The organism is Nonomuraea sp. NPDC052116 (genome assembly GCF_040680035.1).
GTDB lineage: Bacteria > Actinomycetota > Actinomycetes > Streptosporangiales > Streptosporangiaceae > Nonomuraea > Nonomuraea angiospora_A.
Map to the genome: position 1 here is coordinate 310,696 of NZ_JBFAWA010000007.1, position 24,583 is coordinate 335,278.

The window sequence follows — 24,583 nt, forward strand, 5'->3', positions numbered from 1 at the left end:
CCCGTGCATGGGCACGGCTGGCAGAGGACACGCGCCAGGCGTACCAACTCTTTAACGGGGACGTACGACCCTGGCCTCGTCCCAAACCGGCTCGGACGACTCGTAGACCGTGCCGTCGGAGCCGAAGACCAGGTAGCGGTCGAAGTCGGCGGCGAACCAGCGGTCGTGCGTGACCGCCACGACCGTGCCGTCGAACGCGTCGAGGCCGGCCTGCAGCGCCTCCGCGCTGGCCAGGTCGAGGTTGTCGGTCGGCTCGTCGAGCAGCAGCAACGTGGCCCCGGACAGTTCGAGCAGCAGGATCTGCAGCCGGGCCTGCTGCCCGCCGGAGAGCGTGTCGAACCGCTGCTCGGCGATCAGCCCCGCCAGCTCGTAGCGGGCCAGCGTCTTCATGGCCTCGTTCTTGAGCTTGGCGTGCTCGGTCATGACGATCTCGACCGGGGTGCGGCCGAGCAGGTCGGGCCTGGCGTGCGTCTGGGCGAAGTGGCCGGAGACCACGCGGGCGCCGAGCTTGGCGACCCCCTCGTGGTTGACCGGCTCTCCGGCCAGCAGGCGCAGGAAGTGGGACTTGCCCGAGCCGTTGGAGCCGAGGACCGCGACGCGCTCGCCGTACCAGACCTCCAGGTCGAACGGGCTCATGAGACCGGTGAGCTCGAGCACCTCGCAGGTGATCGCGCGCTTGCCGGTGCGGCCGCCCCTGAGGCGCATCTTGATGTTCTGGTCGTTGGGGGGCGTCTCGGGCGGGCCCGCCTCCACGAACTTGCGCAGCCGGGTCTGGGCGGCGTGGTAGGGGGCGGCCATGCCGTCGTTGTATCTCGCCTTGTTCTTGAGCATGTTGACCAGGGCCTTGAGCTTGGCGTGCTCTTCGTCCCAGCGCCTGCGCAGCTCGTCGAGGCGTTCGTTGCGGGCCTTGCGGGCCTCGGCGTAGGTGCCGAACCCGCCGCCGTGGATCCAGATGTTGCCGGACTCGACGGTCACGATGCGGTCGGCCGCGTTCGCCAGCAGCTGGCGGTCGTGGCTGACCAGCAGCACGGTCTTGGGCGTCTCCCTGAGCTGCTGCTCCAGCCACTCCTTGCCGGGGACGTCGAGGTAGTTGTCGGGCTCGTCGAGCAGCAGCGTCTGGTCGGGGCCGCGCAGCAGCGCCTCCAGGACGAGCCGCTTCTGCTCGCCGCCGGACAGCGTGGACACGTCCCGATATTTCACTCTTTCGTACGGGACGCCGAGCGCGGCCACCGTACACGTGTCCCACAACACCTCGATGTCGTAGCCACCCGCGTCGGTGTAGTCGCTGATGGCCTGCGCGTAACGCATCTGCGTCTTCTCGTCGTCGCGCTCCATCATGACCAGCTCGGCCGCGTCGAGCCGCTCGGCCGCCTTGCGCACCGCCGGCGGGGCGACGCCGAGCAGCAGGTCGCGCACGCTGCTCCCGTCGCGCACGCTGCCGATGAACTGCCGCATCACGCCCAGCCCGCCGGAGCTCGCCACGCTGCCGTCGACCGGCTGGAGGTCGCCGGCGATCAGCCGCATGAGCGTGGTCTTGCCCGCGCCGTTGGGCCCGACGAGCGCCGCTTTGACGCCTTCGCCGATCCGGAAGGACACGTCGTTGAGCAGGGGCCGCCCGTCGGGCAGCACGTACGTGAGATGTCCTACTTCGACGTGGCCCATCCCGGCAGGTTACCGGGCCCCTTCCGGCGCGGTCACCACATTTTCCGCCGCTCAGCCGGCCGCGACACCGCGCAGAATGGTCGTCTCCACGACGCCCTCCACGGCATGACAGAGCTTGACGTCGGTGGTGAGAAGGGGAATGCCTTGATCGACGGCCAGTTGCGCGAAGACCGCGTCGTACATGCGAAGGGTGAGCCGCACCGCGAGATCCGCCGCCCGTTCCAGCACGTCGGCGTCCACCGCGTGGACCTTCACCCCGAATTCGTCGATCAGGCGCACGGCCGCCACGAATTCTTCGGGTGTGAGCCGACCGGAGAGCAGTCCCTTTTTTCGAAGAACCCCAGCTACCTCGATTCGCGCGAAATCCGCCGTCTCCACCGCGACCTGTCCGCGGAGAAACGCGTCCTGAATCTCGCGGGCATGCTCGTAGCCAGGCTGATCGACGAACCAGCGCAGGAACACTCCGGTGTCGACGAGGTAGGCGTCAGCCACTAGACCCTTCCCGGAGCTGGTCCAGTTCTTCGTCGACACCTGTCACACCGCGCATCCTGGCCCGGATCCGCTCCAAGGCCGCGGCCGCCTGAATCCGGCGGCTCGCCAGAAGATTTTCACGGACGAGCGCGATCATCGGCTGCACCCGATCATCGGGAAGCTGATCGACCAGCGAGTGAAGTTCTTCACGCATCGCGCTCATACACGCAGTGTATGTCCGCCTGCTGTCGCGCCATTCGGTTTCCGCCGCCGCGGAGGCGGTCTGTTGCTCAGACGAGGGTGGACTTGTAGAAGATGCTGGCCTTGCGGGCTCCCGCGGCGCCCGAGGCGAGGCCGAGGCACAGCCTGGGCCGTCCCGAGACGATCTGGATCGCCATGCCCTCCGGCTCGCGGTAGTCCAGGGACTTGCCCGCCTGGCTGAGCGAGCGCTGCACCTTGGCGCCCGTGCGCAGGTCGACGCAGGTGATGTACGTGTTGCCCGGCGCGGGGTTGGAGGCGCCGTACGCCGTGCCGTCGAGCAGGTAGAGGTAGTTGCCGTAAGCCGTGTAGCCCTGGAAGACGCCCAGGCCGGACGGCTGCGCCACGTCGTACAGCTTCTTGGCCGTGCCCGCCTTGACCGCCGCCAGCGAGTATGCCACGAACCGCGCCTGGCCGCCGACCCGGCAGCGCATGATCAGCCGGTTGGTGGACGGGTCGATGGCGCAGGTGGTGCTGGTCGCGCCCGAGATCAGGGTGTACTTGGTGAGCGCCGAGGACGACGGCGTGAGCGTCTGGCCGTTGACGAACTTGAACCTCGCCAGCCGCCGCCCCCACGCGTTCCCCGAGCCGTCGGCGACCGCGTCGGTCTCCGTCCACAGGTAGGCGGAACTGCCCGACGGCTCCACGCCGATCTGCACGCCGTGGCCGAAGCCCTTGAGGTACATGTGGCCGAGCACCGATCCGGACAGGCTCAGCTTGGTCACGCAGAGATCCCCGGCCGCCGCCGAACCCGAGCCGTTCTTCAGCTGGGCCAGGTAGATGTGCCCGTGGGTGTTGTCGAAGGCGAACGACTGCAGCACGGTCTCGTCGTACAGCGCCTTCTTCCAGATCAGCTGGCCGGCGGGCGCCGCCAGGTCGAACCGGCCCGCTGCGGAGGCGGCGGCCGCCGTCTCCGTGCCTGCCAGAGCCGCCGCCGCGGCTCCGGCGCCGACCTTGAGCAGATCTCGGCGAGTGACCGGCATACGACCTCCATAACGGATATTTACGGATATTTCAGGAAGTGACTCACCCTAGTGCAGCTCGCTGAGGATCACCTCCGAACTCCAACGATCCGATTCGGCCGAGTGTGAGAGGGCCCTAGACAGTAAGTGATCTAATGACTAGAACTGTAGGGAACTTCCCTCCCCAAGGACGAGTGATGACGCGATTCCGCTCCGCCTTAGCACCCCTCGCCATCGCGTTGGCCGGCCTGACGGCCGTACCGCAGCAAGCCTGGGCCGCCCCGCCCAAACCCGTCCCCTCGGTGGTCCAGCAACAGCAGCCGCCGGCCGCACCGAAGGCCGCGTGCGGCCCGACCGTCAAGGCAACCACGACCGACGCCCGCCTGACCAGCCTTTTCACCAACTACGGCAACGACAACAGCCGGCTTGACGACTGGACGGGCGCCGACGGCACCTACTCGGTCAAGCTGCCGAACGGCAAGGAGCTGTGGATCTTCTCCGACACGTTCCTCGGCCGGGTGAACACCGACGGCTCGCGCCCGCCCGTGGTCGGGGAGGGCGGGGACACGGTCTTCCTGAACAACTCCTTCGCCGTCGAGCGCGACGGCAAGCTGTCCACGATCCACGACGGCACCGCCGCCGCGCCGACCGCCGTCATGCCTCCGCGTGACCAGAACCACTGGTACTGGGCCGGCGACGCGACGGTGGCCGGCGGGCTCGTGGAGGTCACCTACCAGGAGTACGAGCGCTACGGCACCGGCGCGTGGGACTGGCGCTGGTACCGGAACGTGGTGGCCAGGTTCGCCCCGGGCCGGCTGAACGCGCCCGTCAGCGTCACCGACCTGCCGTCCGGGCACGGCGTGGCGTGGGCCTCCGCGATCCTCAAGGACGGCGGATACACCTACGTGTACGGCGTCGAGGACCTCGGCTCGCCCAAGTACATGCACGTCGCCAGGGTCAGCGGGCAGAGCCTGCTGGGCACGTGGGAGTTCCTGAAGGCGGACGGCACCTGGTCACCGAACGAGGCCGACTCGGCGCGCGTCATGAGCGGCGTCGCGAACGAGTACAGCGTCACCAAGGTCGGATCCGGATATGTCCTGATCACGCATGACACGACCGAAGTGCTGAGCCCCAACATCGTGGCCTACACCTCGTGCTCCCCCTTCGGCCCGTTCACCGGCAAGCAGCACGTCTACACGACCCCCGAGACCAAGGGGAACATCTTCACCTACAACGCCCACGCTCATCCCGAGGTCGCGGGCAACGGTCTCGTGATCTCCTATAACGTCAACAGCTTCGTGAACACCGACCACTACCGGGACGTGACCATCTACCGGCCGAGATTCCTGGATGTGACCTTCCAGTGAGGCGTAACTGGGCGGCCCGCCTGCGGCCCGTCACGATCGACGGGCTGCGGGCGGTCGTGCTGGAGAACGAGCGGCTGCGCGTGACCGTCCTGCCGGACAAAGGCGGCGATGTGCTGGAATTTCTGCACAAGCCCACCGACACGGACTTCGTCTGGCTCTCCCCGCAGGGCCTGCGCAACCCGCACGACCACCTCCAGGGTGCGGCCGACGACGTCGCCCAGTTCATCGACCACTATGAGGGCGGCTGGCAGGAGATCTTCCCGAACGGCGGCGCGCCCAGCGAGTATCGTGGCGCGCGGCTGGCGCAGCACGGGGAGGTCTCCGGGCTGCCGTGGCGCTGCGAGGTCGTGGCCGACTCCGAGGAGGAGGTCGCGGTACGGCTCAGCGTACGGACACGGCGGCTGCCGTACCGGATGGAGAAGGTCTTCAGGCTCAGGTCGGGAACGGCGGCGCTGGAGATCGAGGGCCGGGCCACCAATGAGGCCGAGCTCCCGCTGCACGCCATGTGGGGGCAGCACATCGTGTACGGCCTGCCGTTCCTGCGTCCCGGCGCCCGGATCAGGCTGCCGGAAGGCGTCAAGGTGATCCCCCACGAAAGCGCGATAAATCCGGCGGGCCGCCGGGTCCGGGCAGGCGGGCCATGGGAGTGGCCCGTCGTCCCGGCCGACGGCGGTGGTGAGACCGACCTGAGCGTGGTGCAGGAGCCGGGGTCGCCGAGCGACATCGTCTACCTGACGGGCTTCGACGAGGGTTGGTACGAAATTTCGGGGGATATCGGTATGCGGGTGGAGTGGGATGCGACTCTCCTGCCGTACCTGTGGATGTGGCAGGAGCTCGGCGCGTCCACCGGCTATCCCTGGTGGGGACGGGCGTACACGCTGGGGCTCGAACCGTTCTCCAGCATGCCGACCGACGGCCTGGCCGCCGCGGTGGACAACGGCACGGCCCTCGTCCTGGGCCCGCACGAGACGAAGGTGTTGAGGTTGCGCGCGGAGGTTCTGGCATGAGTGAGTTCAGCGGGAAGGTCGCGCTGGTCACGGGCGGTTCGATGGGCATCGGGCGGGCCGTGGTGGACCGGCTGGCCGACGGCGGGGCGTCCGTGGTGTTCTGCGGGGTCGACAAGGACGCGGCGCTGGACACCGAGAGCGTCACCGGCGTGGTCGCCGACGTGCGCCGGGCCGACGACATGCGCGACCTGGTGGACCTGGCCGTGACCAGGTACGGCGGGCTCGACGTCGTCGTCACCTGCGCGGGCGTGCAGCGCTACGGCACGGTCGAGGACACCCCGGAGGAGGTCTGGGACGAGGTGCTCGACATCAACCTCAAGGGCGTCTACCTCACCTGCAAGGCGGCCGTCCCCAAGCTGAGGGCCCGCGGCGGCGGCTCGATCGTGATCATGTCGTCGGTGCAGGCGTTCTCCTCGCAGGCGCAGGTGGCCGCCTACACCGCGAGCAAGGCCGCGCTCAACGGCCTGACCAGGGCCATGGCGCTCGACCACGCCGCCGACGGCATCCGGGTGAACGTGGTCTGCCCGGGCTCGGTGGACACCCCGATGCTGCGCTGGGCGGCGGACCTGTGGCGGGGCGACCTGTCGCAGGAGGAGCAGGTCGCGCAGTGGGGCCGCTCCCACCCGCTGGGCCGGGTGGGCCGCCCTGAGGAGGTGGCCGAGCTGGTGGCGTTCCTGGCGGGGCCGCGCTCGTCGTTCATCACCGGGGCCGAGCACCGGGTGGACGGCGGCCTGCTCGCGCAGAATCCGGCCGCCCTTCCCGAATAGCCCACAGGTTCCCCTGGGGGCGTACCAAAGCTGGCAAGTGTTGTGTCAACGCGACGAACTTGCAGGTCGTACCACTGATACCAGTGGTCCTCGGCGTGCCGGGCACGCGACCCGATCCGGGCGCGGAGCCCTTGATCGTGCGGCGAGTCATAGCGGCTCGTGTTCGATCTTGCACGCTAGGTTACGAGGTCGAAACGACTCACCGAGGAGAGACCTGTGAGGCTATCGAGAAAGGCCGCCGGCATCGTCGCCGCGGCCGCGCTGTTCACCGCGGTCGTGCCGGCCACCGCAGCGGTGGCCAGCCCCCGCTCGACCTGCTACGGCGGTCGAGTCTGCCTGTACGCCAGCTTCGACTACAACCGCGGTCAGGTCGACCACTGGCGTGACTTCATCGAGGACGACTCGGACTTCGCCGACAACAACTGGCTGAACTGGGACTTCAGCAACTCCTGGGAGACCATGGACAACGAGACCAGCTCTGTCAGGAACCGCATCGGCTGCAGCGCCACCCTCTGGCAGCACCCGGGGTACACGGGAGCCCACAGCACGTTCATGCACAACTCGAACGACGGCTTCCTGGCGAACAACGCCATCGGCAACAACCGCGCCAGCGCGCTCGACATCTGGTGCCGCTGAGCAGTAACGGGAGTGCCGGTTTCCGGGCTTGGCCGCCGGAAACCGGCTGTCGCGGACTCCTCGCGGGCGCACTGCTGCTGACCACGGTCACGGCCTGCGCCGCCGACGAGCCCGCGCCGCGAGCGCCGGTGAAAGGCGTCTCCTCGGTGTCGGAGCTGGTGCTGCCGTTCGACGCCTACAAGACCACTCCCGAGCAGCGGGCCGTCCTGGGCAACGCCCACAACCAACTCGTCGTGCAGTGCATGCGCAAGCAGGGCATCACGATCGACCCACCCGCGGAGGACGCCGCCGCCATCGCCGCGGTGGACCCCGGCAACTCCCGCCGTTACGGCGTGGCCGACATCGAGGCGGCCAGGACCTACGGCTACCACCTCGCCCGGCCGCCCTCGCCCGACACCACGGGCGCCTGGGCCGGCAAGCTCCCCAAACCCGCCCGGCACCGCCTGTACGGCACCGCCGCCGACCGCGGCTGCCTGGACCGGGCCACGCTCACCCTGGACAAGGGCTCGACGAAGGCCGACTGGCCATGGCTGGCTCTCCAGGACTCGCTCACGCTGGAGCAGGCCGCCAAGGATCCGTCCGTGACGGCGGCCGCCAAGCGCTGGGAGACGTGCATGGGCCAGGCGGGCGAGTCCTACCCGGCTCCCGAGGCCGCCATCGCCGACAGCCGCTGGGATCTGGACAAGCCTGCCGTCAGCGAGGACGAGAAGCAGACCGCGACCGCCGACACGACCTGCAAGTGGTCGTCAGGCCTGGTGGCGGCCTGGTTCACGGCCGACGCGGAGCTCCAGCGGGCGGTCGTCCGGGACAACCCCGACCGCTTCGCCGCGCTCCGCGACAACCTCAAACAGCGCCTGGCCCGGGCCTCAGCCCTGCTGACCGAGCACGATGGCGGCCAGGTCGGCTGACTGCCGGAGCCTGCTCGGCTCGTGGACGTACATCATGTGGCCGGCCTCGTAGTACCTGAACTCGACGTTGGCGGCCAGCTCCGCGGGCACGGGCAGGTGCGCGAACGCGTGCTCGGCGGCGTAGTACGGCGTCGCGCCGTCGTGGTAGCCGCAGGCCACGTGCACGCGCAGGTGCGGGTTGGCGCGCATCGCGTCGGCCAGCTTGTCGACCACCGCGACGTGGGCGCCCTCGAACTCCTTGAACGACCACGGGTGCACCCGCGACGTGAGCACCTCGTACGGCAGGTCGTTGGCGTAGCCCAGCTCGGCGCGCAGGTAGTGGTTGAGCGCGGCGCTGTAGGGGCCCATGATCGCGTTCATGCTGGGGTCGGCGGAGAAGTGCTCGCGCCCCGAGTCGGGGTCCCAGCCGGTGAACCGGCCGTCGAGGCGGCCGGCGACCTGGCGGCGCGAGCGCAGCACCTCGGTGAAGAACCTGATGTGCTCGATCCGCAGGTCCACGCGGTCGACGTAGTCCTCGCTCAGCCCGGTCAGCGCGGCGACCGTGGAGACGGCGGCCGAGCGCTCCTCGCCGGTGAGGCGGTTGCCGCGGGCCAGCGCCCACGGGTAGTCGCGCGCGGCGTACGCCTCGGCCGCGCGCAGCACATCGGGCAGCGGCCGGTCACCGTGCAGCCCGTGATAGTGCGCAATAGCGGCATAAGTCGGCAAATAGAGGGCGTAGGACAGGTCGTTGCCCTGGTTGAAATCCCCGGTGATGAAGTCGAGCACCGAGGAGATCAGCATCACGCCGTTGAGGTACATGCCGTACCGCGACTGCAGGTGGTCCGCCAGCCCGGCCGCCCTGACCGTCCCGTACGACTCCCCCGCCAGGAACTTCGGCGACATCCACCGCCCGTTCCTGGTGGTCCACAACCGGATGATCTCCCCGACGGACTCGATGTCGCCGGTGAAGCCGTGGTACGGCTCCGGCTTCTCGCCCTCGGCCGCCCGCGAGTAGCCCGTCGAGACCGGGTCGATGAAGACCAGGTCGCTCACGCTCAGCAGGCTCTCCTCGTTGTCGGCCAGCCCGTAAGGGGGAGGCAGGAGCGCGCCCGCGTCCCCCATCACGACCCGGCGCGGCCCGAGCACGCCCAGGTGCAGCCACACGCTCGACGATCCCGGGCCGCCGTTGAACGCGAACGTGACCGGCCGGCTCAGCGGCTCGGCCCCGTCGAGCGTGTACGAGGTGACGAACATCTCGGCCTTGGGCCGCAGGCCCCCGAACTTGCCGTCGTCGATCACCTCCTCGCGCAGCACCATGGTGCCGGTGGTGGCGGTGTACGCCTGCCCGGACGGCAGCGTGTGCGAGGTGGTGACGAGATTGTCAGCCGGCGGGGCCGGCTGGGTTTCTTCCGACATATCGCCCAATTATGGAGCTATATCAAGGGACACGGTGGGGTCGGCGAACCGTTCGTTCGGCACAGTGGCATACCAGCCGGGCCGCCCGGGGTCCCGGTCGTACGGGTAGCCGCCCGTCTCCCGGTAGAACTCGGCGTACTGGGCGACCCGCTCGGGATCCAGGCGCACCCCCAGCCCGGGGCCGGACGGCACCGCGATGGCGCCCTCCGAGTACGCCAGCTTCCCGCCCTCGATCACGTCGTCCCTGAGCTGGTGGTAGTGCGCATCGGCGGCGTAGGTGAGGTTCGGCAGCACGGCGCCGAGGTGCAGCATGGTCGCCAGCTGGATGCCCAGCTCGCCCGAGGAGTGCACGGCCACCCCGAGCTGGAACGTCTCGCACACCCCCGCCGCCTTCACGCACGGCCTGATGCCGCCCCAGAACGTCGTGTCCAGCAGCACCACGTCGGCGGCCCTGCGCATGACGTTGGAGGCGAGCTGCTCGAAGTTGACGACGACGGTGTTCGTCGCCAGCGGCACCCTGACCTGCTCGCGGATGGCCCTGAGCCCTTCGAGCCCCCAGACCGGGTCCTCCAGGTAGTCGTTGTTCAGCCCCTCGATGGCCCGGCCGAAGCGCAGCCCCTCGGCCACCGACAGCACGGCGTTCGGGTCGTACCTGAGGCGGTCGTCGGGGAACGCCTCGGCCAGCGCCCGGTAGCACTCCAGCTCGTGGTCCGGCGGGAACACGCCGCCCTTGAGCTTGTGCACGGTGAACCCGTGGTCGGCCTTGAGCTGCCTGGTGTGCTCGACGAGCTGGTCGGGCGTGCGGATCTCGCCGTACCCCTTGGCCGCGTACCGGAAGAACAGGTACGAGGCGAACGGCACGGCGTCGCGGATCCGCCCCCCGAGCAGGTCGTACGCGGGCACGCCCAGGTGCTGCCCGATGAGGTCGACGCAGGCGAACTCGATGGCCGCCAGGAGCTGCGTCCTGTTGTTGTAGAGCGAGGCCGTCGGGTTGGCGATCTTGAAGCGCAGCGCCTCCAGCTGAAAGGGATCATGGTCCTTCAGGTACGGCACGAGCGCCCGGAACGCCGCTTCCGCGCTCTCGCCCCCGCCGCCCATCTCGCCCAGCCCGACCAGCCCGTTGTCGGCCTCGACCTCGACGATCGTGCGCACGAACCGGCCCCAGTGGGCGCCGTTGCTGTGCCGCAGCGGCGCCTCCAGCGGGACCGCGACCGTCGTGGCCCTGATGTCAACGATCTTCACGAACACGTCCCCCAAACAACGGCCACCCCGCACGCGGGCAGCCGTACCTTGACCGTCTCGTTGACCACCTCATCTGGCACGTCGAGCCCGCGGGCCGAGCGCAGGCCCGGCAGGCCGACCGTCACCTCGACCGGCTCGGCGGCCAGCGACTGCAGCCGCACCACGCGCTCCTCACCTGCCCGGCCGAGGGACGTGACGAGCACGTCGGGGTGGTCGACGGACACGTACGTCTCGGTGGCGTCGGGGCTGTCGGTGACGAGCGCGCCGACGAACGGCTCGGTCAGCCCCGAGGCCGCCGCCGCGCCGAGCCGCCGCCCCTGGGCCCCGGCCTCCGAGGTCACGGCGTAGCGGAACGTGGTCTCGCCCTGCTGCTGGGCCGGGAAGTTGGTGTCCCAGATGTTGTTGAGCGCCCACGAATAGACCGTGCCGTCCTCCTGGTCGAGGGTCGGCGGGAACGGCGCGTACGGCATGTGGATGGTGCCGAGCTGCACCAGCGGCGCTTCCAGCGTGGCCCACGCGACGGTCAGCTCGGGGTCCTCGAAAGCGATCCAGTGCCTGATCGGCAGCATGTACTCGGCCGAGCCGGGCACGCGCGGCACGTCAGGACCGCCGACGCCGCCGGTCAGCTCCCAGGCGGTGGCCGGCCCGGTGGCGAACGGGAAGGCCAGGAAGACGGCCTCCTTGGCGGGGGTGCCCTGCTTGGCGAGCTGGTAGGTCAGGTCGACCCTGGGCACGCCGGCGTGCAGCTCGATCGTCGTGCGGATCCAGTCGACGCCCTTGCCGTGCAGCTCGACGACCAGCTTCTCGCCGACGGCCGTGCGCTGGACCTTGGTGATCGTGGCGCCCCTGCCGATGGCCCGGTCGCCGAGGAGCGTGCGGTCGTGCGCTCCGACGTGTCCCGACAAATGGTTGAAATGCGGGGCGGTGGCGTACTGGTCGTAGACGTACTGGCCGAAGCCGGCCGCCGCGTCGCCGTTGACCAGCTCGCGGCCGGCCCGCTTGTCGAAGATCGAGCCGACGTAGCCCTCGCGGACGTCGTAGGCCACCCGGTAGAACTCGTTCTCGATCACCCCGCTCGGGTCCAGCTCGACCAGCTCGGGGGCCTGGTTCACGCCGGGCACGACGTCGAGGCGGGCGTAGCTGTAGCCGGGCACGTTGGGGACGACCGCGTGGACGTGCCGCCCGATGGGCCGGGTCGGCCAATCGTCCGGGTGCACCAGCTCCTCGTGGTGCGGAAGCGTCTCCCCGGTCCGCGAGTCCACCAGCGCGATCGGCACGTCCACGCCCACCACGTCCCTCGGCAGGAACGCGCGGACCACGTCGGTCCGCGTCCAGGTGCCGGGGTTGAAGACGGCGAACGAGGCCAGCGCGCCGCCCTCGGTGCCCGCCTCCGACAGCGCGGCGCCGAACCTGCGGACCGCGGCGTGCAGCAGGTCGGCCGCGTCGTCCTGGGCGTCGTAGGCGCCGGACGACTTGCGCGTCCACTGCAGGCCGCCCGAGTCGCCCGCCTCCTCGGCGTCCTCCCACGGGTTGGCCGCGCCCCAGGTGTGCTCGTTGAACAGGGCGACCTTGTCGTAGGCCGCGTCCACCTGCTCGGTCGCGTCCACCCCGGCCAGCGTGTGCAGCGTCTCGGCGACCCGCAGGGCCGACTGCGCCCGGCGCACGTAGCCGAGCGGGCGCGCGCCCGAGCCGAGCCCGTCGGCCCACCAGTCGGTCCAGTCGCCCTCGTGCACGGACAGCCGGTCGTGGTAGCGCTCCTCGACGTGCTCGAAGAAGTCGCTGTTCACGGCCGAGCGCAGGCGCGGGTAGGCCCACTCCTCGTTCCACCGGCGCGCGATCGACGCGGGCACGATCGACGGCCCGGCGTTGTCGGCGTGCGCTCCCTGCACCCGCAGGTGCAGCACGTCCAGCTCGTACGGCTCCTTCGGCGCGTCCGGCCCCTGCCAGCCGAACGTCCCCGGCCCGTACGGGTAACCGCGCGTGGCCAGCGCCGACAGGTAACGCGGCAGCAGGTCGTCGGCCAGCTCGTAGGAGTCGGTCAGCCCGACCGTGTTGCCCTCCATGTACGCCATGCCGTGCGGCGTGTCCGTGAACCAGACGATGATCTCGTTGCCGCTCGGCGCCCGCCAGCGGAACGGCCTGGTCAGCTTGTCGCCGCCGTGCAGGTAGGGCACGGAGCGACCGGCCCAGTTGTGCGCCGCGGCCAGGTAACGCACGCCGTGCGAGTGCAGCGCGTCCACCAGGCCGACGACCGCGCCCGGCACGTCGGTGTGCATGGCGGACTTGGTGGCGAAGCCGTACTTCTGCTCCAGCTGGGTGGTGAAGCGGAGCTGGCGGTGCAGTTCCTCGGTCGAGCACGCCTCCGTATGGAGCTGGAACGGCAGCGCGGTCACCTCGATCACGCCCTCGCGGGCCTTCTGCGCGAAGGACTCCACCATCTCGGCGGGCCGCGCGGCCAGCCACTTCAACGCCGGCATCGACGACTCGACCGACCACCGGAACTTCGCGTCGTCCGGCCAGGACGCGGTCTCCTCGGCCAGCCGCAGCGCCGCGTCCAAGTAGTCGAGGTGGTGGCGGAGCACGGTGCCCTGCGGGTCGGTGTAGCCGATGTCCAGGTGCGAGTGGTGGACGACGAACACGCTCCACTTGCGCTGCGGGGTCACCGTGACCTGCGCGGTGCCGACCACCCCCGCGTCGTCGCGGCACTCCAGCGTGAACGCGCGCGGCGCGTCCACCTCGGGCACCAGCAGCGTCACGTCGCTGCCCGACGCGCTGTCCACGCCCACCAGCACGTGGGTCAGCGGCTCGGTGCTCGATACCCTGACCGCCTGGCGGCCGTCATGGGTGAACAGCGGCAGCACCGCGACCCGAACCTCCAGCCCGCGCACGCTGATCACCGGTGTCGAGGTGTCGTCGCGCAGCGCCTGCCTGATCCCGTCATAGTCGGGACTGCCCAGGCTCCGCTGGAGCAACCGGCTCGTCATCAAACACTCCCTAGAGACAGGCCCCTGGCGAAGAGGCGCTGGGTGGCGAGGAACAGCACGACGGTCGGCACCGAGACCACGAGGCCCGCGGCCAGGCCGACGGGCACGGGCGTCCCGGCGTACACGTCGGTCATGAGGCCGGCGATGGCGGTCATCACCGGCCGCACGTCCTCGGTCTGGGACAGGGTCAGACCGAAGATGAGGTCGTTCCAGACGAAGGTGAACTCCAGGATGAACACCGCCGTCAGCGCGCTGAGCGAGATCGGCAGGTAGATGCCCCAGAAGATGCGCCAGGTGGAGGCGCCGTCCATCCTGGCCGCCTCGAAGATCGAGAACGCTACGCCGGTGTAGAAGTTGCGCAGCACGAAGGCGGCCAACGGCACGCTGATCGCCGTGTAGATGAGGATCATGCCGAGGCGGCTGTCGTACAGGCCGGCGTCGCTGTAGCCGACGAACAGCGGCACCAGCAGCATCTGCGACGGGAAGACCGTGCCGCCGAAGATCAGGATGAACCAGAAGAACCCGTGCCGGAGCCGCAGCACCACGATCGTGTACCCGGCCAGTGCCCCGATGAGCACGCCGAGCAGCGGCGAGACGACGGCGTAGAGCGCGGTGCTGGCCAGGCTCTGCGTCAGGTTGGCGCTGTCGAGCGCCCGCGCGAAGTTCTCGAACAGCGCGAAGTCGGACGAGGGTGCCCACGCCCGGCCCGGATCGTACGAGGCGGCCGGGCGCGCGGCGTTCACGAGCAGCAGGTACGTCGGCCCGAGCCAGACCAGCCCGAGCACGACCAGGACGGCACGCCGGATCACTGGGACACCTGCCGCTTGAGATAGAGGTAGGACGCCAGCCCCGTGACGACGGTTAGCATCACCGCCACGGCCGAGCCGTAACCGTAGTCGCTGGCCACGAACGTCTCCTTGTACATGGTCACCGCCAGCGTCTCCGAGTTGCGCCCCGGCCCGCCCTGCGTCAGCACCCACACGATGTCGAACGTCTTCAGGCTGGCCACCAGCGCGAGCCCGACCACGACCGCGGTCAGCGGCCTCATGAGCGGCCAGATGACGTACCTGAACAGCCGCCACCCGCCGGCCCCGTCGAGCCGGGCGGCCTCGATCGGCTCCTTCGGGATCGACTGCAGCCCCACCACGAACAGCAGCATGTTGACGCCGAGCTGCTGCCACGTCCAGACCAGCAGCATCGCCAGCGTGTTGACCGGCGCGTCCTGCAGGAACGCGGTGTCCACGCCGAGCAGCTTGTTGGCGATGCCGTCGTGCGAAAGGATCGGGCTCCACACCATGGCCAGGCCGGCGCCGCTCAGCGCGTACGGCAGCAGGAACGGCACCCGGAACCACACGCCGCCCTTGATGTCGTACGACAGCACCGCGACCAGCAGGCCGAGCCCGACGGGCAGCACCATGGTGCCGATGACCCAGAGCAGCGTGTTGCGGATCGAGGTGAGCAGGGCGGGGTCGTCGAGCAGCTTGCCGAAGTTGTGCGCGCCGATCCACTGGGCCGGCTCCAGGCCGTCATAGCGGGTGAGGCTGAGGTAGGCCGTCCACACGAACGGCGCGTAGAGCAGCCCCGCGACCAGCAGGACCGCGGGCGCCACATAGCCGTAACCGAACCGCCCGAGTATGGGAGCACGCGTGTTCATGGCCTCCACTCCGCGGAGGCGGGCTCGGTCGCTCCGGAGCCGCCGCCTTCCCTCGTCGCTCTGGTCGCTTCGCTCCCGCCGCTCCTCAGTCCAGGCGGCGGCGCTCCCTCGCTCACTGATGGGTGCTCCAGTACTCGTCAGCGGCCTTCTGGATGGTCTCCAGGACTTCCTTGTAGCTGCCGGGCTCCGTCACGAACTTGCCGAACCCGTCCAGTGCGGCCGTCAGGACCGGCGGCGGCGTGGCCTCGAAGTACCGGTTGACCAGGCGGTACTGGCCGCTGCCCGCGTCCTTCGTGACGGTGCCGAGCGCCTTGTCCGAGATGCTCACCTTGGGGTTGGCGCTCACGTCTCCCCTGCTGCTCGCCCACTTCTCCTGCGCCTCCGACGTGGTCCACCACTTGAGGTACTTCTGGTTGGCGGCGGGGTCGGCGCCCTTGGTCAGCGAGCAGAGCGGGCCGCTCTCGAAGATCATCGAGGTCTTGGGCAGCGAGGGGTTGACGTTGGGGATGACGAAGAAGTCGTAGTCCTCGCCGGCCTTCATGTCGCGCTGGGTCATGCTGGTGTTGAACCAGGTGCCGAAGGAGACCATCGCCGCCTTGCCGTTCTTCAGCACGTCACCCGGGTCCGTTTTATCGCCAGGGTTGATGAAATATCCGGCGTCGATGAGGGACTTCCACTTCTCCATCACCTGGACCACGCCCGGGTCCGTGTACTTGGCCTTGCCGGTGGACAGGCGGTCGTACAGGTCGGGGTCGGAACCGGCCATGAGCTGCTCGAACCAGACGAAGGAGAACAGCACGCTGGTGTGGTAGAAGGCCTTGACGCCGTTCTTCTTCAGCGTGTCGGCCACCTTGACCAGGTCGTCCCACGTCTTCGGCGCGGTGAGCCCGTACTTGTCGAAGATCTTTTTGTTGTAGAACATGCCCCAGTACGCGACGTTCATCGGCACGCAGTACTGCTTGCCGTCGATCGTGTAGTACGGCGCGAGGTCCTTCGACAGGTCGCCGGCCTGGATCGCCTGCTGCCAGATGTCCGTGGTGTCGGCCACCTGCTTCTGCTTGACGATCTCTTCGAGCATCCCCCCGGTCTGCCAGGTGAACAGGTCAGGCTTGACGTTCGTGCGGAACGACGCCTTGATGAACGCCTGGTATTGGGCCGAGTCCGTATATCCCGTCGGCTTCATGCCCAGGCCGATGCTCTGCTTGGACAGGGCGCCCATCTGGTCGAAGTACTTCGTCCAGGCGCCCTTGTCGTTGTACAGGGTCAGCTCGCTCTTCTTCTGCGTCTCGGCGCCGTTTCCGCCGCAGGCGGTCAGGACGAGCGCCGCCACGCCGAGCGTGACCACACGTGACCGGAACATGGACCGGCCTCCTTGTTTCTTCAGGGGGATTGCAACCTGTGCTCTATAACCGTCTTGACGTCCACCAAGTGGGCCCGCATGCGCTCCTCGGCCTGCGCCGCGTCGCGTGCTTCGATGGCCTCCAGGATCGCCAGGTGCTCGTCGTAGTCGCGGCGCCGGTCGTCGAAGATCTGCAGGATCTCCTGCTGCTCGGGTCCGTGGACGGTGAGCAGCGAGTCGACGACCTCGTGCAGCACGCTGTTGCCGGCCAGCCGGGCCGTCGCCCGGTGGAAGGACATGTTCGCGTCGTGCAGGAGGGCGTCGTGGCCGCGCAGGTGCCTGCCCGCCTCTTCGAGCACCCGCTTGAGCGGGGCCAGCTCCTCGGAGTCCGCGTTGTGCGCGGCCATCGCGGCGAGCGGCGGCTCGATCACGATCCGCGCGCCGAGCAGCTCCAGGAGCTGGGCGGCGTGCATCTCGCGCATGTTGGGGTTGGGCAGGACGACCCGCTCGATGTCGGTTCCGACGTAGATGCCGGAGCCGTGCCGCATCTCGATGGCCCCGGTGGCCTCGAGCCTGCGCAGCGCCTCACGCAGTGTCGGGGTGGTGACGGCGAAACGCTGGGAGAGCTCCCTGGTCGAGGGCAGCCTGTCGCCCGGCCGGTGCCCTCCCGTACGGATGAGCTCCAGCATGCGCTCGGTCAGAGCGTCGGACAGCGTCGGCCGCGTTACCTCGGACATATCAAGTGATCTAATCACTTATTCGTGTGGGCGTCTATGATTTCGTCATGAGACGTGTGCTGGCGTGGATCGCGGCCGTCTTGGCGGTCCTGGCGCTGGTGGGGCTGGGTGGCGCGGGCTGGTATTACTCCGGGCTGGTGATCGACCCCTCGCACGGGGGATCGTACCCGCTGGAGGTGGTGGCCTTCGACGGCTCGAAGGTCACGCTGAAGGGCGGCTCCGACACCGCGGCGCCCGGCACGTACGGGCTGACCTGGCGCGACGCCAACGCCACGCTGGGGCGGGTGGTCTCCGTCGCCGGCGCCACGGTCGTCAGGGAGGTGACCCGCGTGCGGCGGGGCACGCTCGCGCCGGGCGTCCACGCGTACCTCGACCGCTGGATCTGGGGTCACGAGGACCCGCGCTCGGCGCTCGGCCTGCCGTACGAGAAGGTGTCGATCCGCGGCGAGTTAGGCGACTTCCCCGCCTGGCGGACCCCCGGCACCTCCAGGACCTGGGTGATCGCCGTGCACGGCCGCAACGCGAACGCCTCCGAGACCCTGCGCTTCCTACCCGTCCTCCATTCTCTGGGGATCCCGGTGCTGGCGATCAGCTACCGCAACGACGAGGGCGCGCCGGCGAGCGAGGACGGCACGTTCCACCTCGGCGCGACCGAGTGGCGCGAGGTCGCCGCGGCCATCTCCTACGCCCGCGGCCAGGGGGCGACCGGAGTGGTGCTGTACGGGTTCTCGATGGGCGGGGGCATCGCTCCGATGGCGGCCAGGATGTTACCCGGCGAGCCGATCAAGGGCCTGATCCTGGACAGCCCGGTCATGGACTGGAACGCGCCCATCGACCTGGGGGCGCGGCAGCGAGGGGTGCCGGGCTGGCTGGCCTCGGTGGGCAAGTTCGTGGTGGAGCGGCGTACGGGGATCTCGCTCGACGATCTCGACCACGTGCGGCACGCGAAGGAGTTCAGGCAGCCGATCCTGCTCTTCGTGGACGACGACGACACCAGCGTGCCCGTCGAGCCCTCGCTGCGGTTCGCGGAGCTCAGGCCGGACCTGGTGACGCTCGTACGCACGAAAGGCGGCGGCCACGTGGGCTCCTGGAACGTCGACCAGGCTCGCTACGAGCGAGCCCTCCGGGACTTCCTCACCGCTTCAGCAGCTTCATCATGATCTCGATCTGCCCCTTGCGCGAGGTCCGCACCTGCCCGGCCCACTGCTGAACGGCCGGGTTGGCCCCGCCCGCCACCTCGGCGGCGGCCAGCTGCACGGCGTCGTCCTGATGCGCGATGAGCAGGTTGAGCAGGTCGTGCTCGAAGCTCTTGGACTTCCGCAGCGCCTGGATCCGCTTGACGTCGGTCTCGGGCATGCCTCCGTGGTGGTCGTGCGCGCCGCTCGGGGGCGAGAGCGGCTGGTCCCAGGAGTGCAGCCAGCGCAGCATCCGCTCGACCTCGCTCTGCTGCGTGCCGGCGATGGCCGCGACCAGCGTCCGGAGCTCCGGCGTGGTGGCGCGCTCCGCCCCGACCTTGGCGATCTCGATGCCCTGCCGGTGGTGCGGCACCATCATCTGCACGAACATCACGTCCTCGGCGTTGACCGGGGCCTCCTGGGTCGGGGCCGGGCCGCAGGCCGTGATCAGCAGCAGGGCCGCTAAGGCGGGCAGCGCGCGCATAATCGATAGGAAACCTTCCTAAGGGTTTCCTGTCAGGCTACGTGACTTCGTAGCGAAGGTAAACGATCCCCGAGGGGAACGCCCGGGTTTCCAGCAGCCGGGTCCTGATGGAGGCGTCGAGCTGGGGGAAGAACGGCTTGCCCGCGCCCAGCACGAGCGGGTGGACGAAGATGCGGAACTCGTCCACCAGCCCGAGCCGCAGCACGCCGGCCGCCAGCGTGGCCCCGCCCAGGTCGAGGTCGCCGCCGTCCTGCCGCTTGAGCCTGGTCACCTCCTCCTCGAGGTCGCCGGTGACGAGCGTGCTGTTCCAGCCGACCTGGTCGAGGGTCTTGGAGAAGACGTACTTGGGCATGGCCCGCCAGATCCTGGCGAAGTCGACCTCGAGCGCGTGGGCGTCGGGGCTCTGGTCGGCGGTGGGCCAGTAGGCGGACATGTTCTCGTAGAGGCGCCGGCCGTACAGGGATCCGCCCATTTCGCGGGACATGTCGTTGATGAACGCGTGGACCTCCTCATCGGGCGCGGACCAGCCGATGTCGCCGTTCGGGGACTCCACGTAGCCGTCGAGGGAGATCAGCATCGAGTAGATGATTTTCCGCATGCCCTTAAGACTGCTCCGGACCGCGGAACTCATCGCCTTCTCGCGAGGAACTCCAGCGCCTCCCCGCTGTGGAACTTCGAGATCCCCAGCATGAACTCCCGGTCCGGGAAGTCGCCGTCGAGCAGCCGGAGCGGCCCGGCGGTGAGCGACAGATGCTGGGCCAGCTCGTACAGCCTCATCCGGCCCTCGTCCAGCCCGTGGACGCGCAGCCGTTCGTAATGCTCGTGGAACCGGATCCGCAGGAAGACGTGCTCCCATTCGACGTCGAAGAACATCGTGCCTTCGATGTCGATCAGCACCGGCGCGTCGTGGTCGTCCACCAGCACGTGATCGGGCCCGAGCTCCCCGTGGATGAGCCCGTGATCCGCCCGCGGCCGCACGCCCGCGGCCATCTCCCGCAGCGCGCTCTCGAAGTCCTCCCGGACCGCGCCGATCCGCCCGACCCGGACGGCCGCCTCGTCCAGGTCCCGCAGCGCGTGCTCCAGCACGACCTCGACCGCGGATCGCCGCCGGGTCCCCTCGATCTTCCCCACCCACGGGGCCCGCTCCCGCCCCATGACCTCAAGGCTCTCCGCCAGCCGATCCATCACCCGGCCCGCCCGCGCCGGGTCGTCGCGCAGCAATGCCTCCAGCGTCCCGCCGCGCACGTCCTCGACCACCACGACGTCGCCCGGACGGTCCACCAGGTAGACCTCAGGCACCCGCACCCCGAGGCCGCTCAACCGCCCATGGGCGACCTCGAAGAACCGCAGCCCGGACGCATGGCCGAACGGGGTCTCCGCGTCGGCGTTCGCCGCGGCGGGCCAGAAGTCCTCCTCCTGGGACCAGACGTAGACGATCGCGCCGGGCCCGTCGTCGTCGAACGCGAGCCGGTAAACACCCTTCTTGCTCCCGCCCCTGAGCCGCTCGACCCCTGCCGGTCGGCGCCCCTTCCCGAAGGCCGCTCGCGCGATCTCGGCGAACCGCTGACCATCCATCACATGCCCTTCATCGCTGTGCCGTGGATCCTCAAGCGCCCAGACTCCACATCCGGATGGTCCTGTCGGCGCCGCTCGAAATGGCGACAGGGGTGCCGTCGCTGCGTTTCCCGATCGCCAACGCGAATATCGCGCGAGTGTGCCCGGTGAAGGGCCCGCCGACGCGAGCTCCCGTGTCCAGGTCCCACACCGACAGGCCGCCGCCGTCACCGGAAACGATGACCGGGGAGCCGTCGCCTCGCTGCCCGACCGCGACCTCCATGGTGGTGTCGCTCTGGGCAGTGATGGATTCTCCGATGGGCTTGCCGGTGTCCAGGTTCCAGATCCGGATCGAGCTCTTGGGAGTGCTGTCCTCCTCGGCCGGAGAGCCCGGGACGTCAACGGTGACGGCCACCGGAGTGCCGTCGCCCCGCTTGCCTACGGCCAGCCCTTCCACCAGGCAGGTGCCGCATCGGCTGAGAGATTTGCTGAGGGGCTTGCCCGTGTTCATGTTCCAGATGCGCGCCCTGCCGTTGGTCGCGCCCGTGACGAACACAGGGGTGCCGTCGCTGCGATTGCCGGTCACCAGTTGGGTGACCGTGAACGCGAAGGGGTTGACGGACGGCTTGCCGATGAGTTTTCCCGTGTCCAGGTTCCAGATTTCGACGTCCCTGGTCAGGGCGTCACCGCTGGAGATGATGACCGGGGTGCCATCGCCGCGCCTGCCGGTCGTCACCGCCCAGACAAGCCCGTTCCGGGCCTTGAGGGGCTTGCCGATCGGCTTGCCGGTGTTCAGGTTCCAGATCCGTATGTCATCGGCCGCACCGGAGACGATGACCGGGGTCCCGTCGCTGCGCCTGCCGACGGCGACATCGTAGATCTCGCCCTTGTGGCCCTTGAGGGGCTTACCAAGGGCCTTTCCGGTGTCCAAGTCCCAGATCCGCACGGTCTTGTCGTAGCCGGCGGAGACGATGACCGGAGTGCCGTCACTGCGCTTGCCCACCGCCACCGCCTCCACCTGGGCTGTGTGCCCTTTGAGAGGCTTGCCGACGGGCGTGCCGAGGGAAGGGACATTTACCCGCGACAAGGCGGCAGCAGCCGTACCGGCCTGCTCGCCGGACGCGAGGCGGAAGTCGCTTCCCACTGCCGGATCAGACAATCCGGCGATCACCAACGCGCCTATTGCGATCGCTCTGGCCAACACGCTGCGGATTCCTCTCATAGTCCCAAAGCTGATCATCCAGATCGCCGCAACGTCAGCGACTGGAACCGGAGTTCGTCAGATCCCACGACGTGGAAATCCACCACCTCGAAAGTCCTGCGTGCGTACTCCTGGAGCTGCTCATCGCTGCGGAAAGAGAAGAACCGAGGAGGATGATGATCATCCTCCTCGAAGGGACCCTCACCCGTCACGCTGCCTCCGCCATAAACGCCGAGAAAGAAGAGGCCACCGGGCCGCATCAGCGTGTGGATCGCATCCAGTACCGCTGGAAGGTCGCTGTTGGGCACATGCAGCAAGCAGTTCAGCGCGTACACCGCGTCGAACGAACACGGCGCGAAATCGAGGCTCAGAAAGTCCATGACATGGGCTTCGACGCCCTTCTCCCGGCAGAGAGCCACCATGGCGGGCGACAGATCGACGGCCACGACCTCCAGGCCGTTTTCCTGAAAGTACGCACTGTCCTGGCCCGTTCCGGCGCCGACCTCCAGCAGTCGCCCGCGACGGTCGCCCCGCAGACGGCTCAGGAACGCCTCCCGCTCCGCCAGCTTCCACGGGGCTTTGCCGCCGACCTCACGTCGCTCGGCGCCACCGTCATATGCCGTTCGGAGGGGGCCGATCACGTCGTCGTAGCGCACGCTCATCGCGCCATGATGCCCTACGAGAGATCTTCGACAACAGGCACCCGTTGGCCTGGAGCCGCCTTGGGGACGGCAAGACCTGCGACCGCCAGGGCGGCACGAGCCGGCTGTCCTACGAGGCGTCGTGGACGACCAGAGCCAGCTGAACCCGGTTGTCCAGGCCCGCCTTGGTGAGGATGCGGGAGATGTAGCCCTTGACCGTGCCCACGCTCATGTGCAGCTCGCCGGCGATGACGGCGTTGGTCTTGCCCTGCCCGACCGCGAGCGCCACCTCCCGTTCGCGCTCGCTGAGCGCCGACAGCACCCGCCGGGCGTCTGCCCGCCGCCGGTTGTCCTCCTCGGGCACCAGGTGGGCGATCAACCGCCGGGTGACGCTCGGCGACAGGCTGGGCTCGCCGGCGGCGACGCGCCGGATCGCCTCGACGATCCCCTCGGGCGGCGTGTCCTTCAACAGGAACCCGCTGGCTCCCGCGCGCAGCGCCCGGAACACGTGCTCGTCGGCGTCGAACGTGGTCAGGATGATGACCTCCGGCGCGTCCTGGCGGGCGCGCAGCCTGCGGGTCGCGTCGATGCCGTCGAGGCCGGCCATCCGGATGTCCATCAGCACCACGTCGGGAGAGTACTCGCCGACCGCGGCCTGGACCTGCGCGCCGTCCGCCACCGCGCCCACCACCTGGAGGGCGGGCGCGCCCTTGAGCATCAACGTCAGCCCGGTACGGACGAGCGCGTCGTCGTCGACGATGAGCACCCGGATCGCGGCGGACGCACCCCCGGGCGCGCTCGCGGACCCACTCACGGGCGGACCCGCAGACCCGCTCACCGGCTCACTCATGGGGCCGCTCACGTGGCCATGGTAGCCGCGCCGCCAGCCGGAACCCGCCGCCTTCGGTACGTCCCCGCTCCAGACGCCCGCCCGCCAGCGATACCCGTTCCTCCAGCCCGGCCAGCCCAGCTCCGCCCCCGGTCGTGGCCAGCTCCGCCGCCGCCTGCCCGGCGGCCGGCGGGTTGCGCACCTCGACCGTCAGCTCCTCACCGGCCGCGCCGGAGACCACGACGGTGACGGGCCGGCCGGGCGCGTGCTTGCGCGCGTTGGTCAGCCCCTCCTGCACGACGCGGTACGCCGTGCGCCGCGTCGTCTCCGGCAGGTCGGCGAAGCGTACGTCGTGCTCATGCAGCTCGATGCGCATCCCGGCCCGCCGCGACTCCTCCACCAGCGGCGCGAGCCCGGTCAGCGGGAGCTCGGCCGACGGGCTCTCGCGCAGCACGGAGATGACCGCGCGCAGCTCCTGCAGGGCCTGGTGGGCGCTGGTCCGGATCACCCCGGCCGCCTCGGCGACCTCGTCCGGCCTGGCACCGGCATTGAACTCCAGCGCCCCGGCGTGCACCGCCAGCAGCGACAGCCGGTGGGCGAGCACGTCGTGCATCTCGCGGGCGATGCCGAGGCGTTCGGCGCGGCGGGCCTCCTCCGCGCGCAGCCGCTGGTCGGCCTCGGCGCGGCGGGCCCGTTCCGCCAGTGACGCCAGCAGCTCCCGCCGGGTCCTGGCCAGGATGCCCCAGCCCGTGATCGCCCCGCCGAACAGCACGCCGACCAGCGCCCACACCGGGTACGGCGCCAGCCCCGGCGGCCGCCAGGCGAACCTGACCAGCGTCGCCGCCACCCACGCCACCCCCACCGCGACGGCCACGGGCGGTCGCCGGTACAGCGCCGCGACGAGCGCGGCGATCCCCGCGGCCACCGACGCGGCCGCGGCCGGGACGGACAGCGCGATGACGACCAGCGAGGCGGCCACCGGCCACCGCCGGCACAGCCACAGCCCCACGCACGCCAGAGCCCCGCCGGCCACGTCGGCCCACTGGTACCAGCCGGGCGTCCCGGGGACCAGATCCCCCCAGACCACCGCCCCGGCCCCGGCCACGGCGAGCACGATGCCACCGGCCCCGACCGCCCAATCACGCGGCGACCGCCCCGCCCTCGGCCGCTCACCCGCCCCCGATCCCCAGCCACTCCCGGCTGCGCGGTCCCGTCCCGAGCCGCCATCGTCTGCGGCTTCTCCATGCCTCCAGGGTTCGCCGTCCCGGCGGCCCCCGTCCTGGCCCTGTGCTGCGAACACAACCGCAGAT

At 69.6% G+C, this 24,583-nt stretch carries 24 protein-coding genes; 6 read left to right on the top strand and 18 right to left on the bottom strand.

The window, feature by feature from the left end:
- Positions 1-51: 51 nt before the first annotated feature.
- The 4 genes from AB0L65_RS16230 to AB0L65_RS16245 all read right to left on the bottom strand — a co-directional run bounded on the left by AB0L65_RS16230 (position 52) and on the right by AB0L65_RS16245 (position 3,374).
- Positions 52-1,662 carry an ATP-binding cassette domain-containing protein gene (locus AB0L65_RS16230; protein WP_364245516.1) on the bottom strand — a complete coding sequence of 537 codons (1,611 nt, stop codon included), beginning with the start codon at positions 1,660-1,662 and terminating at the stop codon, positions 52-54.
- Positions 1,663-1,713: 51 nt separating this feature from the next.
- Positions 1,714-2,154, bottom strand: coding sequence for a type II toxin-antitoxin system VapC family toxin (locus tag AB0L65_RS16235; protein ID WP_364245519.1), 441 nt, complete (start codon positions 2,152-2,154; stop codon positions 1,714-1,716).
- Positions 2,147-2,356 carry a hypothetical protein gene (locus AB0L65_RS16240; protein ID WP_364245521.1) on the bottom strand — a complete coding sequence of 70 codons (210 nt, stop codon included), beginning with the start codon at positions 2,354-2,356 and terminating at the stop codon, positions 2,147-2,149. The genes AB0L65_RS16235 and AB0L65_RS16240 overlap by 8 nt, the downstream gene beginning before the upstream one ends.
- A gap of 67 nt (positions 2,357-2,423) precedes the next feature.
- Positions 2,424-3,374 (bottom strand): teichoic acid biosynthesis protein C, encoded by a 951-nt coding sequence (locus AB0L65_RS16245; protein WP_364245524.1) that lies wholly within the window; start codon positions 3,372-3,374, stop codon positions 2,424-2,426.
- Between the two features lie 176 nt (positions 3,375-3,550).
- Between AB0L65_RS16245 and AB0L65_RS16250 the strand changes: the two genes are divergently transcribed.
- The 5 genes from AB0L65_RS16250 to AB0L65_RS16270 all read left to right on the top strand — a co-directional run bounded on the left by AB0L65_RS16250 (position 3,551) and on the right by AB0L65_RS16270 (position 8,038).
- The gene (locus AB0L65_RS16250; protein ID WP_364245527.1) at positions 3,551-4,720 is read left to right on the top strand and encodes a DUF4185 domain-containing protein; all 1,170 of its coding nucleotides are present in this window, start codon (positions 3,551-3,553) and stop codon (positions 4,718-4,720) included.
- On the top strand, positions 4,717-5,727 hold the full coding sequence (locus tag AB0L65_RS16255) for a DUF4432 family protein (RefSeq protein WP_364245530.1): 1,011 nt from the start codon (positions 4,717-4,719) through the stop codon (positions 5,725-5,727). The genes AB0L65_RS16250 and AB0L65_RS16255 overlap by 4 nt, the downstream gene beginning before the upstream one ends.
- The gene (locus tag AB0L65_RS16260; RefSeq protein ID WP_364245533.1) at positions 5,724-6,494 is read left to right on the top strand and encodes an SDR family oxidoreductase; all 771 of its coding nucleotides are present in this window, start codon (positions 5,724-5,726) and stop codon (positions 6,492-6,494) included. The genes AB0L65_RS16255 and AB0L65_RS16260 overlap by 4 nt, the downstream gene beginning before the upstream one ends.
- 216 nt (positions 6,495-6,710) lie before the next feature.
- Entirely contained in the window at positions 6,711-7,130 is a 420-nt protein-coding gene (locus AB0L65_RS16265; protein ID WP_364245536.1) for a peptidase inhibitor family I36 protein, read from the top strand.
- Between the two features lie 128 nt (positions 7,131-7,258).
- Entirely contained in the window at positions 7,259-8,038 is a 780-nt protein-coding gene (locus AB0L65_RS16270; RefSeq protein ID WP_364245539.1) for a hypothetical protein, read from the top strand.
- Here the strand turns inward: AB0L65_RS16270 and AB0L65_RS16275 are convergent.
- The 7 genes from AB0L65_RS16275 to AB0L65_RS16305 form a co-directional block, all read right to left on the bottom strand.
- Positions 7,997-9,433 (bottom strand): peptidase S10, encoded by a 1,437-nt coding sequence (locus AB0L65_RS16275; RefSeq protein WP_364245542.1) that lies wholly within the window; start codon positions 9,431-9,433, stop codon positions 7,997-7,999. The genes AB0L65_RS16270 and AB0L65_RS16275 overlap by 42 nt on opposite strands.
- Before the next feature lie 9 nt (positions 9,434-9,442).
- Positions 9,443-10,675 (bottom strand): enolase C-terminal domain-like protein, encoded by a 1,233-nt coding sequence (locus AB0L65_RS16280; protein WP_364245545.1) that lies wholly within the window; start codon positions 10,673-10,675, stop codon positions 9,443-9,445.
- Positions 10,672-13,659 (bottom strand): glycoside hydrolase family 38 C-terminal domain-containing protein, encoded by a 2,988-nt coding sequence (locus AB0L65_RS16285; RefSeq protein ID WP_364245548.1) that lies wholly within the window; start codon positions 13,657-13,659, stop codon positions 10,672-10,674. The genes AB0L65_RS16280 and AB0L65_RS16285 overlap by 4 nt, the downstream gene beginning before the upstream one ends.
- The gene (locus AB0L65_RS16290; protein WP_364245551.1) at positions 13,659-14,468 is read right to left on the bottom strand and encodes a carbohydrate ABC transporter permease; all 810 of its coding nucleotides are present in this window, start codon (positions 14,466-14,468) and stop codon (positions 13,659-13,661) included. The genes AB0L65_RS16285 and AB0L65_RS16290 overlap by 1 nt, the downstream gene beginning before the upstream one ends.
- Positions 14,465-15,313: a sugar ABC transporter permease gene (locus tag AB0L65_RS16295; RefSeq protein ID WP_364245553.1), complete on the bottom strand. Its 849-nt coding sequence runs from the start codon at positions 15,311-15,313 to the stop codon at positions 14,465-14,467. Before AB0L65_RS16295 ends, AB0L65_RS16290 begins: the two co-directional genes overlap by 4 nt.
- A gap of 112 nt (positions 15,314-15,425) precedes the next feature.
- Positions 15,426-16,673 carry an extracellular solute-binding protein gene (locus tag AB0L65_RS16300; RefSeq protein WP_364245556.1) on the bottom strand — a complete coding sequence of 416 codons (1,248 nt, stop codon included), beginning with the start codon at positions 16,671-16,673 and terminating at the stop codon, positions 15,426-15,428.
- A 20-nt stretch (positions 16,674-16,693) separates the two neighbouring features.
- Complete coding sequence (locus tag AB0L65_RS16305) at positions 16,694-17,389, bottom strand: FadR/GntR family transcriptional regulator (RefSeq protein ID WP_350723811.1); 696 nt, start codon at positions 17,387-17,389, stop codon at positions 16,694-16,696.
- A 47-nt stretch (positions 17,390-17,436) separates the two neighbouring features.
- On the opposite strand from AB0L65_RS16305, the gene AB0L65_RS16310 reads away from it, so the two are divergent.
- Positions 17,437-18,549 carry an alpha/beta hydrolase gene (locus AB0L65_RS16310; RefSeq protein WP_364245560.1) on the top strand — a complete coding sequence of 371 codons (1,113 nt, stop codon included), beginning with the start codon at positions 17,437-17,439 and terminating at the stop codon, positions 18,547-18,549.
- Here AB0L65_RS16310 and AB0L65_RS16315 read toward each other — a convergent pair.
- From AB0L65_RS16315 to AB0L65_RS16345, 7 genes are all read right to left on the bottom strand, one after another.
- Positions 18,524-19,048 carry a DUF305 domain-containing protein gene (locus tag AB0L65_RS16315; protein ID WP_364245563.1) on the bottom strand — a complete coding sequence of 175 codons (525 nt, stop codon included), beginning with the start codon at positions 19,046-19,048 and terminating at the stop codon, positions 18,524-18,526. The genes AB0L65_RS16310 and AB0L65_RS16315 overlap by 26 nt on opposite strands.
- Positions 19,049-19,085: 37 nt before the next feature.
- Entirely contained in the window at positions 19,086-19,646 is a 561-nt protein-coding gene (locus tag AB0L65_RS16320; RefSeq protein WP_364245566.1) for a dihydrofolate reductase family protein, read from the bottom strand.
- 29 nt (positions 19,647-19,675) lie between these two features.
- A complete protein-coding gene (locus AB0L65_RS16325) occupies positions 19,676-20,623 on the bottom strand; it encodes a phosphotransferase (protein ID WP_364245569.1) in 948 nt (315 codons plus the stop codon).
- Between the two features lie 31 nt (positions 20,624-20,654).
- Positions 20,655-21,824 (bottom strand): hypothetical protein, encoded by a 1,170-nt coding sequence (locus AB0L65_RS16330; protein WP_364245572.1) that lies wholly within the window; start codon positions 21,822-21,824, stop codon positions 20,655-20,657.
- 14 nt (positions 21,825-21,838) lie between these two features.
- Complete coding sequence (locus AB0L65_RS16335; RefSeq protein ID WP_364245574.1) at positions 21,839-22,465, bottom strand: class I SAM-dependent methyltransferase; 627 nt, start codon at positions 22,463-22,465, stop codon at positions 21,839-21,841.
- A 109-nt stretch (positions 22,466-22,574) separates the two neighbouring features.
- Positions 22,575-23,258, bottom strand: coding sequence for a response regulator transcription factor (locus AB0L65_RS16340; RefSeq protein ID WP_364245576.1), 684 nt, complete (start codon positions 23,256-23,258; stop codon positions 22,575-22,577).
- A 28-nt stretch (positions 23,259-23,286) separates the two neighbouring features.
- Positions 23,287-24,387, bottom strand: a complete 1,101-nt coding sequence (locus AB0L65_RS16345) for a histidine kinase (RefSeq protein ID WP_364245579.1) — start codon at positions 24,385-24,387, stop codon at positions 23,287-23,289.
- Positions 24,388-24,583 lie beyond the last annotated feature (196 nt).